This window comes from Pseudomonas palmensis, assembly GCF_049942755.1.
Lineage (GTDB): Bacteria > Pseudomonadota > Gammaproteobacteria > Pseudomonadales > Pseudomonadaceae > Aquipseudomonas > Aquipseudomonas palmensis.
On sequence record NZ_CP187958.1, the window covers coordinates 2,531,029 to 2,546,045 of the forward strand.

At 66.5% G+C, this 15,017-nt stretch carries 11 protein-coding genes; 6 read left to right on the forward strand and 5 right to left on the reverse strand.

Annotated features, from left to right (window positions below):
* Nucleotides 1-3 precede the first annotated feature (3 nt).
* From ACPRTJ_RS11640 to ACPRTJ_RS11660, 5 genes are all read left to right on the forward strand, one after another.
* The gene (locus ACPRTJ_RS11640; protein WP_043863456.1) at nucleotides 4-873 is read left to right on the forward strand and encodes a LysR family transcriptional regulator; all 870 of its coding nucleotides are present in this window, start codon (nucleotides 4-6) and stop codon (nucleotides 871-873) included.
* 180 nt (nucleotides 874-1,053) lie between these two features.
* A complete protein-coding gene (locus tag ACPRTJ_RS11645) occupies nucleotides 1,054-2,118 on the forward strand; it encodes a putative 2-aminoethylphosphonate ABC transporter ATP-binding protein (protein ID WP_426428882.1) in 1,065 nt (354 codons plus the stop codon).
* 1 nt (nucleotide 2,119) lies between these two features.
* A complete protein-coding gene (locus ACPRTJ_RS11650; protein ID WP_043863458.1) occupies nucleotides 2,120-3,838 on the forward strand; it encodes a putative 2-aminoethylphosphonate ABC transporter permease subunit in 1,719 nt (572 codons plus the stop codon).
* A 39-nt stretch (nucleotides 3,839-3,877) separates the two neighbouring features.
* A complete protein-coding gene (locus ACPRTJ_RS11655) occupies nucleotides 3,878-4,903 on the forward strand; it encodes a putative 2-aminoethylphosphonate ABC transporter substrate-binding protein (protein WP_426428885.1) in 1,026 nt (341 codons plus the stop codon).
* Nucleotides 4,904-5,016: 113 nt separating this feature from the next.
* The gene (locus tag ACPRTJ_RS11660) at nucleotides 5,017-6,132 is read left to right on the forward strand and encodes a TIGR03364 family FAD-dependent oxidoreductase (RefSeq protein WP_054915527.1); all 1,116 of its coding nucleotides are present in this window, start codon (nucleotides 5,017-5,019) and stop codon (nucleotides 6,130-6,132) included.
* A 78-nt stretch (nucleotides 6,133-6,210) separates the two neighbouring features.
* Here the strand turns inward: ACPRTJ_RS11660 and ACPRTJ_RS11665 are convergent, their stop codons facing one another.
* Both ACPRTJ_RS11665 and ACPRTJ_RS11670 read right to left on the reverse strand, forming a co-directional pair.
* A complete protein-coding gene (locus ACPRTJ_RS11665; RefSeq protein ID WP_426428887.1) occupies nucleotides 6,211-7,575 on the reverse strand; it encodes a DUF3482 domain-containing protein in 1,365 nt (454 codons plus the stop codon).
* Entirely contained in the window at nucleotides 7,568-8,947 is a 1,380-nt protein-coding gene (locus ACPRTJ_RS11670; protein WP_043860006.1) for a DUF2868 domain-containing protein, read from the reverse strand. The genes ACPRTJ_RS11665 and ACPRTJ_RS11670 overlap by 8 nt, the downstream gene beginning before the upstream one ends.
* A gap of 75 nt (nucleotides 8,948-9,022) precedes the next feature.
* On the opposite strand from ACPRTJ_RS11670, the gene ACPRTJ_RS11675 reads away from it, so the two are divergent.
* Entirely contained in the window at nucleotides 9,023-9,541 is a 519-nt protein-coding gene (locus tag ACPRTJ_RS11675; RefSeq protein WP_236176460.1) for a dihydrofolate reductase, read from the forward strand.
* Nucleotides 9,542-9,608: 67 nt separating this feature from the next.
* Here the strand turns inward: ACPRTJ_RS11675 and ACPRTJ_RS11680 are convergent, their stop codons facing one another.
* The 3 genes from ACPRTJ_RS11680 to ACPRTJ_RS11690 all read right to left on the reverse strand — a co-directional run bounded on the left by ACPRTJ_RS11680 (nucleotide 9,609) and on the right by ACPRTJ_RS11690 (nucleotide 14,799).
* Nucleotides 9,609-11,000, reverse strand: coding sequence for an L-cystine transporter (locus ACPRTJ_RS11680; RefSeq protein WP_043860004.1), 1,392 nt, complete (start codon nucleotides 10,998-11,000; stop codon nucleotides 9,609-9,611).
* Between the two features lie 333 nt (nucleotides 11,001-11,333).
* Complete coding sequence (gene ilvD, locus ACPRTJ_RS11685) at nucleotides 11,334-13,175, reverse strand: dihydroxy-acid dehydratase (RefSeq protein WP_043860003.1); 1,842 nt, start codon at nucleotides 13,173-13,175, stop codon at nucleotides 11,334-11,336.
* 259 nt (nucleotides 13,176-13,434) lie between these two features.
* Nucleotides 13,435-14,799 carry an APC family permease gene (locus ACPRTJ_RS11690; protein WP_213606477.1) on the reverse strand — a complete coding sequence of 455 codons (1,365 nt, stop codon included), beginning with the start codon at nucleotides 14,797-14,799 and terminating at the stop codon, nucleotides 13,435-13,437.
* Nucleotides 14,800-15,017: the final 218 nt, after the last annotated feature.

The window sequence follows — 15,017 nt, forward strand, 5'->3', positions numbered from 1 at the left end:
GGTATGTTGAGTTCCGAGTTGAAGGCGTTCTACATGGTGGCCCGCCTGGGCAGCATTACCCTGGCGGCGAAGAAACTCGGGCTCAGCCAGCCAACGGTGACCACGCAGATCCGCAACCTGGAGGCCCAGTACGGGGTCGAGCTGTTCTTTCGTGGCGGTCGCCGCCTGACCCTGAGCGACGACGGCACGCGGCTGATGCCGATGGTCAAGGCGCTGATGCAGCAGGAGTCGGATATCGAGTTCTTCCTGCGCAACAGCGGCCAGGGGCAGGGCGGCCTGCGCATTGCGGCCACCGCGCCGTACTACATTCTCGACCTGGTGAAGATCTTCCGCGAGCGCCTGCCGCAGGTGGAGCTGTCGGTGGAGATCGGCAACTCGCAGCAGGTGCTGGAGTGGCTGGAGGATTACCGCGTGGACATGGCCGCCTCGTCACAGCTGGTGGAGGATGCGCGGCTGGTGCGGCGGGTGCTGGGCGTCGACCCGCTGGTGGTGGCAGTGCATCGCAACCACCCCCTGGCCTCGCGTGAGGCGGTGCCGCTGAGTGCGCTGGGCGGGCACTGCCTGCTGATGCGCGAACAGGGCTCGACCACGCGCCGGCTCACCGAGCAGATGCTCGACGAGGCGGGGGTGAAGGTGGGCTCGCTGCTGGAGATCGGCAGCCGCGAATCGATCCGCGAGGCGGTGCTGCGCAACATCGGCATCAGCATCATCGCCCGCCACGAGGTGCCGCATAACCCGGAGCTGAAGGTGCTGGCGCTGGAGGGTGCGCCGGTGATGCATGAGTACCTGTACTGCCTCAAGGAACGCCGCCAGGCGCGGTTGCCTGCTGCCTTTCTCGGCCTGGCCCAGGAAGTATCGGCGTCTGGTCCATAGCCATCGCGGGTCAAGCCCGCTCCCACAAGATCGTTGTGGGAGCGGGCTTGACCCGCGATGGGCTGCGCAGCAGCCCTACAAAATCTGCCTATACCACTATCACCCGCTTTTGCCCCACCGCCACAGAACCTTCGCATTGCCCGCCTAGCATGGCCCTCACTCGTTCAGTGAGGTCCCGGCATGAACAACGCACTCGCAACCCCCGGCGCACAGATGAAAGTGCGCGGCATCCACAAACGCTTCGGCGCCTTCACCGCGCTGCACGACGTGTCCCTGGACATCGCCGCCGGCGAACTGGTGTGCCTGCTCGGCCCCTCCGGCTGCGGCAAGACCACCCTGCTGCGCTGCATCGCCGGGCTCGAACGCCAGGACCGCGGCACCCTCTACATCGGTGACCGCGACATTTCCGAGCTGCCGCCCCAGGCCCGCGACTACGGCATTCTGTTCCAGTCCTACGCGCTGTTCCCCAACCTCACCGTCGAAGCCAACATCGCCTACGGCCTGACCGCCAGCAGCCGCGACGAATCCCGTCAGCGCGTGGCCGACATGCTCGACCTGGTCGGCCTGCGCGGCAGCGAGAAGAAGTACCCCGGCCAGCTCTCCGGCGGCCAGCAACAACGTGTGGCCCTGGCCCGCGCACTCGCCCCGGCACCCTCCTTGCTGCTGCTCGACGAACCCATGTCGGCCCTCGATGCCCGCGTGCGCGACCACCTGTGCAGCGAGCTGCGTCAGTTGCAACGCCAACTTGGCATCACCACCCTGATGGTCACCCACAACCAGGACGAGGCCATGCTCATGGCCGACCGCATCGCGGTGATGAACAACGGCCAGGTCGAGCAGTACGACACCCCGCAGGCCATCTACGACAAGCCGGCCACGCCGTTCGTGGCCGAGTTCGTCGGCCAGGGCAACTGGCTGCCATTCCAGCAGCGCAGCGACAGCCATGCCCAGGTAGGTGACATGAGCCTGCGCCTGGCCCCCGGTGCGGGCGCGGCCAACAGTGGCCGGTTGTTCTGCCGCCCCGAGGCGATCAGCGTCAACCCGCCGGTGCATGAAGAAAACCTGTTCCCGGCCCGCGTGCGGGAAATCACCTTCCTTGGCAATCGCTGCCGCATGAGTTTCGAGTTCAACCAACTGCCTGGCCACGCACTCACCGCCGAGGTGGCACCCGAATCGATGCCGCGCCTGGGCTCGCAGGATATCTGGGTGGCCTTGCCGCCGCGCAGCCTGCAGGTGTTTGCCTGACATGGGCGCGCCGATGAGCCTGCCGATCGCACCTGCGAAGGCCAAGACCACCGGCGGCGTCGCGCTGGGTGATCGCCTGTTCGTGACCGGCGGCAAATGGCTGTTGCTGGTCCTGCTGACCGTCGCGGTGCTGCTGCCGTTGCTGGCGATCTTCTGGCGCGGCTTCAGCAGCGATGCCGGGCAGGGCGGCGGGCTGGTCGCGGCCCGCGAACTGTTCGCCAGCGCCAACTTCCACTGGCTGCTGGGCAACAGCCTCACCGTCGCGCTGAGCGTGGCGGCCATCGTGGTGCCCACCGCCTACCTGTTCGCCTATGCGCTGCAACGCACGCTGATTCCGGGCAAGCGCATCTGGCGCGGGATCTCGCTGCTGCCGCTGCTGGCGCCTTCGATGCTGCCGGCCATCGCGCTGGTGTACCTGTTCGGTAACCAGGGCCTGCTGCGCGGGCTGCTCAGCGACAATATCTATGGCTTCTGGGGCATCGTGCTGGGCGAGGCCATCTACACCTTCCCGCATGCGCTGATGATCCTGCTCTCGGCACTGTCGCTGGCCGATGCACGGTTGTTCGATGCGGCCTCCAGCATGGGCGCCGGGCCACGCCGCGCGTTCACCAGCATCACCTGGCCGGCCACGCGCCAGGCCGTGTTCGCCGCGTTCTGCCTGGTGTTCACCCTCACCATCACCGACTTCGGCGTGCCGGTAGTAGTGGGTGGCGACTACCAGGTGCTGGCGCTGGAAGCCTACAAGGCGGTGGTGGGCCAGCAGCAGTTCGGCCGTGGTGCACTGATCGGCATGGTGCTGCTGGTGCCGGCGCTGCTCAGCTTTGCGGTGGATGCCTGGCTGCGCCGGCGCCAGGGCGATGCCATGAGCGGTCGCGCCCAGGTGTTCGAGCCGGCCCCCAGCCGCCGGCGAGATGCGTGCTTCCTGGCCATCGTGCTGCTGGTGTGCGCCATTCTGCTGCTGGTGGTGGGCATGGCGGTGTACTCCTCGCTGGTCAAGTTCTGGCCCTACAACCTGTCGCTGTCGCTCAAGCACTACCAGTTCGACGACACCGCCGGCGGCGGCTGGCTGGCCTACCGCAACAGCATCACCATGGCGCTGGGCACCGCCCTGATCGGCAGCGCGGTGATCTTCAGCGGCGCCTACCTGATGGAGAAGACCAGAGGCCGTCTCAACCTGCTGCTGCGCCTGCTCAGCTTCGTGCCGATGGCCGTGCCCGGGTTGGTGCTGGGGCTGGGCTACGTGTTCTTCTTCAACCTGCCGGGCAACCCGCTGCATGTGTTCTACGGCAGCATGACGCTGCTGGTGGTGTGCACCATCGCGCACTATCTGACCACCGCGCAGATGACCGCCACCACTGCACTGCGCCAGCTCGACAGCGAGTTCGAGGCCGCCGCGCTGTCGCTCAAGGCCCCGCTGTACCGCCACTTTGCGCGGGTCACCGTGCCGATCTGCCTGCCAGCGCTGCTGGACATCATCCGCTACCTGTTCGTCTCGGCGATGACCACCGTGTCGGCGGCCATCTTCCTCTACAGCCCCGACACCATCCTGGCCGCGGTGGCGGTACTGAACATGGACGATGCCGGCAACGTCGGCGGTGCCGCCGCCATGTCCACCCTGATCCTGCTGACCAGCGCCGGCGTGTCACTGCTGCTGGCGTGGGCCTCGCGTGGCCTGCTCAAACGCTCCCAGGCCTGGCGCCAGCGCGCGCCGGGCCACTGATTGCTCTTCCAACCCTGTACTGCTCAAAGGAACCGCACCATGTTCAAGCCACTTGCTCTTGCCGCTGCCGTGCTCGCTGCCGTGACCGTGCAGGCCCAGGCCGCCGACACCCAGCTCACCGTGTACACCGCGCTGGAGGCCGAACAGCTCAAGACCTACAAGCAGGCCTTCGAGAAGGCCAACCCGGATATCGAGATCAAGTGGGTGCGTGACTCCACCGGCATCATCACCGCCAAGCTGCTGGCCGAGAAGGATCGCCCGCAGGCCGACGCGGTGTGGGGCCTGGCGGCGTCGAGCCTGGCGATCCTCGACCAGCAGGGCATGCTGCAGACCTATGCCCCCAAGGACCTGGGCAAGATCGGCGCCAACTACCGCGATGCGGCCAACCCGCCGGCGTGGGTGGGCATGGACGTGTGGGCGGCGACCATCTGCTTCAACACCATCGAGGCCGAGAAGCAGGGGCTGAGCAAGCCGGTGAGCTGGCAGGACCTGACCAAGCCCGAGTACAAGGGCAAGATCGTGATGCCCAACCCGGCCTCGTCCGGCACCGGTTTTCTGGATGTGAGCGCATGGCTGCAGACCTTCGGCGAGAAGCAGGGCTGGCAGTACATGGACGAGCTGCACCAGAACATCGGCCAGTACGTTCACTCCGGTTCCAAGCCGTGCAAGCTGGCGGCGGCGGGAGAGTTCCCGATCGGCATCTCGTTCGAGTACCCGGCGGTGCAGCTCAAGCGCCAGGGCGCGCCGCTGGATATCGTGTTGCCCAAGGAAGGCCTGGGCTGGGAGATCGAGGCCACTGCGCTGATCAAGGGCAGTCAGCATGAAGCCGCGGCCAAGCGCCTGGCCGACTTCTCGGCGAGCCCGGCGGCGATGGAGCTGTACAAGGAGAACTTCGCGGTGCTGGCGCAGCCAGGCATTGCCAAGCCGCAGACCGAGTTGCCGGCCGATTACGAGCAGCGTCTGATCAAGAACGACTTCGGCTGGGCATCGAAGAACCGCGACAGCATCCTGGCCGAGTGGCGCAAGCGCTATGACGGCAAGTCGGAGAAGGTGGCGCAGCAGTAAATCCGCTTCGCATTCATCGCGGGTCAAGCCCGCTCCCACAGGGATCATCGCCGTCCTTGTGGGAGCGGGCTTGACCCGCGATGGCCCGCACCACAATCCTGAAGGGAACCCCCATGTCAGATTTTCTCATCGTCGGCGCCGGCATCCTCGGTCTGTCCCACGCCTACGCCGCAGCCCGGCGCGGCCTGCGGGTCAAGGTGTTCGAACGCAGCGCCACCCCGCTGGGCGCCTCCATTCGCAACTTCGGCCAGGCCCTGGTCAGCGGCCAGCCACCCGGCCAGATGCTCGAACTGGCCAAGGCCAGCCGCGGCATCTGGGCCCACTGGGCCGAGCACGCCGGCTTTGCGCTCAAGCGCAACGGCTCGCTGCTGCTGGCCCGCACCGCGCTGGAGCAAGACCTGCTCGAAGCCTTCTGCAACGGGCGTGCACTCGAGCACGGCTACCCGGTCGAACTGCTGCAGGGCGCCGCGCTCGATGCGCTGTACGACGGCCAGTTCCGCCATCATCGCGCCGCCCTGCGTGGGCTGGACGATCAGCAGGTGTACTCGCGCGAGGCCATCCCTGCGCTGGTCAACTACCTGCGCGAGCAACTGGGCGTCGAGTTCCACTTTTCCACGCTGGTGCGCGAGGTGGAGCCGGGGTTTCTGACCACCACCGCCGGTCGCTTCAGCGGCGAGCACATCGTGGTGTGCAGCGGGCACGACTACCAGACGCTGCTCGCCGAGCCGATGGCGCAGTTGCAGCCGCAGGTATGTCGCCTGCAGATGCTGCGCGCCCGGCCATGCTTCGGCCTGGACCTGCAGCATTCGCTGCTGACCGGGTTGAGCTGCCTGCATTACGGGGCGTATGCCGACCTGCCGCAGGCGCAGGCCCTGCGCGCCGAGGTGCAGGCCGGCAGCCCGCACCTGCTGGAAAACGGCATTCACCTGTTGATCAGCCCGACGCCCCATGGCGAGCTGATCATCGGCGATTCGCATGCCTATGGCAGCGATGCATCGCCGTTCAATGCCGAGCAGGTGGACAACTGGATGATCGAGCTGGCCGAGCAGACGCTGGGTGGGCGCATCGAGGTGCTGGAGCGCTGGCAGGGGGTGTACGGCTCGGGTGGGCCGGGGCCGTTTTCGCTGCTGGCGGTAGCGCCGGGGGTGAGTGCGGCGCTGATGCACAGCGGGGTGGGGATGAGCGTGGGGCCGGCGTTGGCGGAGGGGCATATTGCACGTCTGATCTGAGACCGCCATCGCGGGTCAAGCCCGCTCCCACAGGGATCGCACACTCTCTGTGGGAGCGGGCTTGACCCGCGATTGGCCTTAAAGCTCCTGCACAAGACTGTCGATCTGCTCCTGCCGCTCCGCCTGCCCGAGCTTGGCCCCTGGGTTCATCGACGACCACTGCGGGTGCGCCCGCGCCTTGCTCAGCGCCTCCGGCAACTTGCCCTCGCGCCAGCCCTTGTCGCTGGGCAACGTCAGCTTGATGCGAGCTGTCGCCGCATGCCCGCGCCCCTCCAGCGCCGCCAGCAACTGACGCTGACGCAACGCCAGCAAGCGCAGCACCCCGTCGTCCACCGTCAGTTCATGCTGGCCCTTCAGCTTGCCCATCAGCCGCGAACCGTAACTGCGTGCCGTCTGCAGCGCACCCCCGGCAATCGCCCCGGCCAGTGCGGCCGCCCCCAGGGTGATGCCGCCGACCAGCAGGTCGACCCCGGCACCGGCCGCCGCGCCCGCGGCAACCCCGCTGCCCAGGCGCACGCCCAGCAATTTCAGGGTCTCGGGGTTGAACAGGTCATCGCCCCAGCGCCCGTCCAGCAGCGGTAGCTCGCCGGTGTTGGCGTCGTCCTTGCGAAACGCATACAGCTTGAGCAGCGCCTCGACGCAGCGTTGTTCACGCTGGCGAATCACCTGATGCAGCTCGCTGATCGCCGCTGCCTCGGCCTCCGGCCTGGCGATCACGCTACGCCGGCACGCCGCGCAATCGAGCAGCAGTTCGGCAATCAGGCGCTTGGCGCTGTGCTGGCGTGCTACACGCTGGGCCTGCAGGTCATCGATAAGGCGCTGCAAGGCCGGGCGCGCATTCTCCAGCAGCAAGGCCAGGCTTTCGTACAGGCGCTGCTCGCCATCCTGCGGCGGGGCCACGCTGTCGAAGCGCACCAGTGCGTGCAGCCCCAGGCGTGCCAGGGCCTCGCGCCAGTCCGGCTCGCGATGCTCGTTGCTGGCCACGAAGTTGAGCACCGGCAGCAGCGGTTTGCCGCAACCGGCCAACACTTCCAGTTCATCGCGGTACTTGGCCAGCACCGGCTCGCGGGCGTCGATCACGTACAGCCCGGCATCACTGGCCAGCAGCTGGCGCAACACCTTGGCCTCCTGCTCGAAGCGCTGGCGCGCCTCGTTGCCTTGCAGAAAACGCTCGACCCGCGCCGGGCCGTCCAGCCGCTCACCGGGCCGATCGAGACGCTCCAGGTAATCGAGCAGCGCGATGGCATCCTCCAGGCCCGGGGTGTCGTACAGCTCCAGCAGCGGCTCGCCCTCCACCGACAGCCGTGCGCCTTCCACATGCCGGGTGGTGCTGGGGCGGTGCGAGACTTCGCCGAAACCCACGTCGCGGGTGAGCGTGCGCAGCAGCGAGGTCTTGCCGACGTTGGTGTGGCCGACCACGGCCAGTTTCAACGGCTTAGTCATGGCCATGCTCCAGCCAGTTGAGGGGGGCACTGTCGGCGTACGCCAGGCCCAGTTGCTCCAGCGCCTGGTGCCAGTCGCCCAGGCGGTCGGCGTCCAGTGCCTGGCCGGGTGGTGCCTGCAACAGCCAGATGCGCGTGGCCCCGGCGCTGCGCGCAAGCTCGGCCAGCAGCGCCAGGCTGCCCCGGTCGGGCGAGCGGCGCGGGTCGCAGGCGATGGCCAGGCGCGCGGGCGGGAAGCGGCTCAGCTGTTCGAGCAGCCTGTTGCGTGATTCGCGGCTGTCGAGGATACCGGCGTTGGTCACCGAGGCTGGCAGAGCGGGCGGCCAGGGGCGCTGGTCGTCGAGCTCCAGGCCCACCAGCAAGGCGCCCTCGGCCGGTGCGTCGCCTTCGCTGCGGGTGATTTCGGGCAAGGCCTGCGGGGCAGGGTCGTTGACCCCCAGGCGTTCGCTGCTGGGCATCAGCACGTCGCGCAGGGCGCTGTAGCCGGGCAGGTTGAGGTCCAGGCCCAGGCGCCGGCGCCCGCTGTGCCAGCGCCACAGGCACAGGGCCGCGAGCACCAGCCGCGGCAGCAGGCCGTACACCACCAGCACGCCGAGCATCCAGCCGGCCCACGACTGGCGTGCCAGCTCCAGCGCCGGTTGGCTGGCGCCGCTGGCGCGGATCATGGCCGCGTCCGGCACGCTGAAGCCCAGCAGCGCGGGCAGGGTGCCGAGGGCCTGGGTCAGGCCGACAAAGGTGTCGGGGTCGAGGATGGTGGTTTCCCACACAAAGCCATAACGCCGGGTGGCCAGCAGCATCAGCATCACCACCAGGGCGCTGGCCAGCGCCAGCAGCCACAGGCCGTGCACCAGCAGGCCGAGCAGCCAGCGGTTGAGGCGCTGGCGTTGCAGCAGTACCAGCAGGGCTGGGGCCAGATGCGCGGCCTTGGCATCGCGGGCGAACTTTTCGCTCAGCCATAGCCACAGCCGCCCCAGGCTGGCGCCATGGTCGCCGGCCAGGGCAAAGCCCAGAGTCCAGCTCAGCAGCATCAGCAGGTTAAGCCCCAGCAGGCTGCCCAGCGCCCAGAACACGTTGACCGGGCGCTGGCCGTCGCCCAGCCCGGCGAAGGCCAGGCCGGCGCCGCTGAGCACGGCGAGCAGCAGCAGGGCCAGCAGCGCCAGGCGCGCCCCGGCTTTCCAGCGCCCCAGCGCGGCGCGCAGGCCGTCGCGTTCGGCCAGCCACAGGGCGCGGTGTTCGATGCGTGCAGCCAGGTCGCCGCCTTGCTGGCGCGCACGGCGGTTGGCTTCCTGGTCTTCCAGCGCGCCGGCATGTTCTTCACGCAGGCGCACGGCTTCGGTGAGCCAGCGTTTGTCCAGGTCAGTCAGTCCAGTCACACCCAGCTTCCATTGGTCAGATGATTCGAAGCATAACTCACGCATCGGTTGGCGAGCTTTGCTATCCTCCCGCGCATGAAAACATCACTACCTCTATGCCTGATAGCGGCCGTCGCCGAGAACAACGTCATTGGCATCCACAACCGTATGCCTTGGCATCTGCCAGGTGATTTCAAATTCTTCAAGTCCACTACCCTGGGCAAGCCGATCATCATGGGTCGCAAGACCTGGGATTCGCTGGGGCGCCCGTTGCCGGGGCGTCTGAACCTGGTGGTCAGCCGTCAGCCGGGCCTGGTGCTGGAGGGCGCCGAGGTGTTCGGCTCGCTGGATGAGGCCATCGTGCGGGCCGAGCAGTGGGCGCTGGAGCACGGTGTGAACGAGCTGATGCTGATCGGCGGTGCGCAGCTGTACGGGCAGGCGCTGGAACGCGGGCTGGCGGATCGGCTGTACCTGACGCGGGTCGAGCTCAGCCCGGTGGGGGATGCGTGGTTCCCCGAGGTGGATGCACAGCAGTGGGCGATGAAATCGACCCAGGCCAATGCGGCTGAAGGGGACAAGCCGGCTTATCACTTCGAGGTGTGGGAGCGGCGTTGATGCATTCGCCGGCAAGGCCGGCTCCTACACGATTGCTGTAGGAGCCGGCCTTGCTGGCGAAGGGGCTTCAGCTATGCGTCAACTGCGCATGCTCATCGGCCTCCAGCAGCACCTTGTCGGTCTGCCCCATGGCCTGGCTGGTCAGGGTACCGGCCACCATCGCACCACTCACGTTCAGTGCCGTGCGGCCCATGTCGATCAGCGGCTCGACCGAGATCAGCAGCGCCACCAGCTCCACCGGCAGGCCCATCGCCGGCAGCACGATCAGCGCGGCGAAGGTCGCACCGCCACCCACCCCGGCCACCCCGGCCGAACTCAGGGTCACGATGGCCACCAGCGTGGCGATCCACAGCGGGTCGAGCGGGTCGATGCCCACCGCCGGGGCCACCATCACCGCCAGCATCGCCGGGTACAGGCCTGCGCAACCGTTCTGGCCGATGGTCGCGCCGAACGAGGCGGCAAAGCTGGCAATCGCCTGAGGGATGCCCAGGCGACGGGTCTGCGCCTCGATGCTCAGCGGAATGCTCGCCGCACTGGAGCGGCTGGTGAAGGCAAAGGTCAGCACCGGCCATACCTTGCGGAAAAACCGCAGCGGGTTGACCCCGCCCAGGCCCAGCAGCACACCGTGCACCAAGAACATCAGGCCCAGGCCGATGTACGACACCACCACGAAACTGCCCAGCTTGAGAATGTCGTCCAGGTTCGAGCTGGCCACCACCTTGGTCATCAGCGCCAGCACGCCATACGGGGTGAGCTTCATCACCAGGCGTACCAGGCGCATCACCCAGGCCTGCAGGGTGTCGATGGCCACCAGCGCACGGTTGCCCTTGTCGGCGTCGTCCTTGAGCAGTTGCAAGGCGGCCACACCGAGGAACGCGGCGAAGATCACCACGCTGATGATCGAGGTCGGCTTGGCCCGGGCCAGGTCGCCCACCGGGTTGGTGGGGATGAACGACAGCAGCAGTTGCGGGATGTTGAGGTCGGCAACCTTGCCCGCGTAGTCACTCTGGATGGTCTGCATGCGCGCGGTTTCCTGCACGCCGGCCACCAGGCCTTCGGCGCTGAGGCCGAACAGGTTGGTCAGGCCGATGCCGATCAACGCGGCGATGGCCGTGGTGAACAGCAGGGTGCCGATGGTCAGGAAACTGATCTTGCCCAGCGACGAGGCGTTGTGCAGGCGTGCCACGGCGCTGAGGATCGAGACGAAGATCAGCGGCATGACGATCATCTGCAGCAGGCCCACATAGCCGTTGCCGACCAGGTCGAGCCAACTGATGGTGCTTTTCAGGACCGGGCTGCCGGCACCGTAGATGGCATGCAGGGCACTGCCGAACAGCACGCCGACGATCAGGCCGACCAGCACTTTCTTGGCCAGGCTCCAGGAGGTCTTGCTGGTTTGCGCCAGGCCCAGCAGCAAGGCTGCGAACACCAGCAGGTTGAGAAACAGCGGCAGGTTCATTGAAGCTCCAGACAAAGGGCGGGGCGTCGCGTCTGTGCGCGATTGCGAACAGAAATGCTAACAGCCTGAAAAACAACGAAATTAGATCTAAATGGAATTTAGATAGATGGTTTTGGAATAACCATATTCCTCGGCAAGCAAAGACGGACGAAAACAGATGCGGGGCTGGGGTGTAAGGGGCAGATGTTGCCGCCCTCTGTACCGGCCTCTTCGCCGGCAACGCCGGCTCCTACGGGGGCCACGGCGTCTGTAGGAGCCGGCGTTGCCGGCGAACACCGCACCGCAGGCAAAAAAAACCGGCGCCTGGGCGCCGGTTCTTTACTTTGCCAGACCTTACAGACCGTCCAGCATGGCCTTGTTGCGCACCGCGCCCTTGTCGGCACTGGTGGCGAGCAGGGCGTAGGCCTTGAGTGCGGTGGTCACCTTGCGCGGACGCTGCTCGACCGGCTTCCAGCCCTTCTTGTCCTGCTCGACACGCCGCGCCGCCAGCTCTTCATCGCTGACCAGCAGGTTGATCGAACGGTTGGGAATGTCGATCAGCACCTTGTCGCCGTCGCGCACCAGGCCAATCGCGCCGCCTGCTGCCGCTTCCGGCGAAGCATGACCGATGGACAGGCCCGAGGTGCCGCCCGAGAAGCGCCCGTCGGTCAGCAGCGCACAGGCTTTGCCCAGGCCCTTGGACTTCAGGTACGACGTCGGGTACAGCATCTCCTGCATGCCCGGGCCGCCTTTTGGTCCCTCGTAGCGGATGATCACGATGTCGCCGGCCTGCACTTCGTCGGCCAGAATGCCGCGTACCGCGCTGTCCTGGCTTTCGAAGATCTTGGCGTTGCCTTCGAACACATGGATCGACTCGTCGACGCCTGCGGTCTTCACCACGCAGCCATCCAGCGCGATGTTGCCGTACAGCACGGCCAGGCCGCCTTCCTTGGAGTAGGCGTGCTCGAAGCTGCGGATGCAGCCGTTCTCGCGGTCGTCATCCAGGGTTTCCCAACGGGTCGACTGGCTGAACGCGGTCTGGGTCGGGATGCCGGCCGGGCCGGCCTTGAAGAAGTGGTGCACCGCTTCGTCGTCGGTCTGGGTGATGTCCCACTTGGCGATGGCTTCTTCCATGCTGCGGCTGTGCACGGTCGGCAGGTCGGTGTGCAGCAGGCCGCCACGGGCCAGCGAACCGAGGATGCTGAAGATGCCGCCGGCGCGGTGCACGTCTTCCATGTGGTACTTCTGGATGTTCGGCGCCACCTTGCACAGCTGCGGCACGCTGCGCGACAACCGGTCGATGTCGCGCAGGTCGAAGTCGATCTCGGCTTCCTGGGCGGCGGCCAGCAGGTGCAGGATGGTGTTGGTCGAGCCGCCCATGGCGATGTCGAGCATCATGGCGTTCTCGAACGCCTTGAAGTTGGCGATGTTGCGCGGCAGTACCGACTCGTCGTTCTCGCCGTAGTAGCGCTGGCACAGTTCGACGATGGTGCGGCCGGCCTTGAGGAACAGCTCTTCGCGGTCGCTGTGGGTGGCCAGGGTCGAACCGTTGCCCGGCAGGGCCAGGCCCAGGGCTTCGGTCAGGCAGTTCATGGAGTTGGCGGTGAACATGCCGGAGCACGAACCGCAGGTAGGGCAGGCGCTGCGCTCGTATTCGGCGACCTTTTCGTCACTGGCCGAGCTGTCGGCGGCAATCACCATGGCGTCGACCAGGTCCAGGCCGTGGCTGGCCAGCTTGGTCTTGCCGGCTTCCATCGGGCCGCCGGACACGAAGATCACCGGGATGTTCAGGCGCAGGGCGGCCATCAGCATGCCGGGGGTGATCTTGTCGCAGTTGGAGATGCACACGATGGCGTCGGCGCAGTGGGCGTTGACCATGTACTCGACCGAGTCGGCGATGATCTCGCGACTGGGCAGCGAGTACAGCATGCCGTCGTGGCCCATGGCGATGCCGTCATCCACGGCGATGGTGTTGAATTCCTTGGCCACGCCACCGGCGCGCTCGATCTCGCGGGCCACCAGCTGGCCCAGGTCCTTCAGGTGCACGTGGCCCGGGACGAACTGGGTGAAGGAGTTGGCGATGGCGATGATCGGCTTCTTGAAGTCGGCATCTTTCATGCCGGTGGCGCGCCACAGGGCGCGTGCGCCGGCCATGTTGCGACCGTGGGTGGACGTTTTCGAGCGGTAATCAGGCATGAAGCACTCCTGGCGGCTAATCAGGTAACAAAAAGGGGAGTGAGCTTCTCTTGTCCTTTGCACCGAAGGCAGGTGGCCGCTGGTACGGATGAGGCCGAAAACACCACGGGATCGCCGAGGGCTCGACCAGAGCTCATAAACCCGCCGGGGATGACTGGCGATGAATAGGCCGATTCTACACCGCTGGCGGCGGGAAGGAATGGCGCATTGGGCGGTTGGGCGTTTTCGCTGCGCGCGGGCCGCCCAACCGCCATGGCGTTCAGCCGGCCTCGGAGAAGTGCACCAGCTTCACGCGCTTGCGAAAGCCGCCGGTCAGCACGCCCAGGTACACCAGGCCGAGGGTGAACCAGGTCATGCCGATGGTCAGGGTCAGTGCCGACAGGCTGGTCCACAGCCACAGCGTGAGGCTCATGCCCACCAGCGGCACCACGCCGTAACGCAGCAGCCCCGAGAGGTTGCGGTGGCAGGCTTGATCGACCAGGTGCGTGCGCACCACCGCCAGGTTCACCGCCGAGAACGCCACCAGCGCGCCAAAGCTGATCAGCGAGGCCAGGGTGGTCAGGTCGATCACCAGTGCCAGCAGGGAGAACACCGATACCACCAGGGTGGCGAACACCGGGGTGCCGAAGCGTGGCGAAAGGCGCCCGAACCAGCGCCGTGGCAGCACCTGGTCGCGGCCCATGGTGTACAGGATGCGCGACACCGCAGCCTGCGAGGCCAGTGCCGAACCCAGGCTGCCGGCCACGAAGGCCGCGGTGAAGAAGTTGGCGAGGAACTGCCCGCCGGCCTTGAACATCACTTCATTGGCTGCCGCATCGACGTTGGCGAAGTGGCTGCCCGGCAGTACCAGCTGGCTGACGTAGGCCAGCACGGTGAACAGCAGCCCGGCGCCCAGGGTGGTGAGCAGGATGGCGCGCGGCACATCGCGTTGCGGGTCGCGGGTTTCCTCGGCAAGGGTCGATACCGCGTCGAAGCCCAGGAAGGACAGGCACAGTACCGCTGCCCCGGTCATCAGGTGGCTGAACCCGGGCCGGGTGCCGTCACCGAGCAGGGGCGACAGCAGGTCGATGGGCGCGCCGTGCAGGCTCTTGATCGACAGTGCGGCGAACACGCCGATGAAGATGATCTGCGCGCCCACGATCAGGTTGCTGGCCTTGGCCACCGAATGGATGCCGATCACGTTGAGCACGGTCACCAGGGCGATGGCGGCGACGATGATGCCCCAAACCGGCAGGGCCGGGAAGGCGATGTTGAGGAACAGCCCGATCAGCAGGTAGTTGATCATCGGGATGAACAGGTAGTCGAGCAGCAGCGACCAACCGGCCAGAAAGCCGATGTTGGGGCCGAACGCCAGGTGGGTATAGGAGTAGGCCGAGCCCGCCACCGGGAAGCGTTTGACCATGAAGCTGTAGGACGTCGCGGTGAACAGCATGGCCAGCAGGGTCACCAGGTAGGCGCCTGCGGTGCGGCCACCGGTGAGCTCGGTGACGATGCCGTAGGTGGTGAAGATGGTCAGCGGCACCATGTACACCAGGCCGAAGAACACCAGGGCGGGCAGCCCCAGCACGCGGCGCAGTCGAGCGGTATCTGAAGTGCCAGGATGAGAGCGGTCGATAGAGGACATGGGTCGAACCTGCATTGTTTTTATTTTGATTGAGTCGATTTTTATCTGCTTATGTCGCCTGGATCAATGAAAAATTTGCCCTTATGGATTATTGGCCTGGATTTTTATCGATATATGTGCATGGCTGCATGGGGCCTGTGCGGCACTGCAATGAAGTCGACATGCTCTAGCCGTGCGGGGTCGCCTGGCCCTAGACTGCGCGCCTTGTGCATCACCCC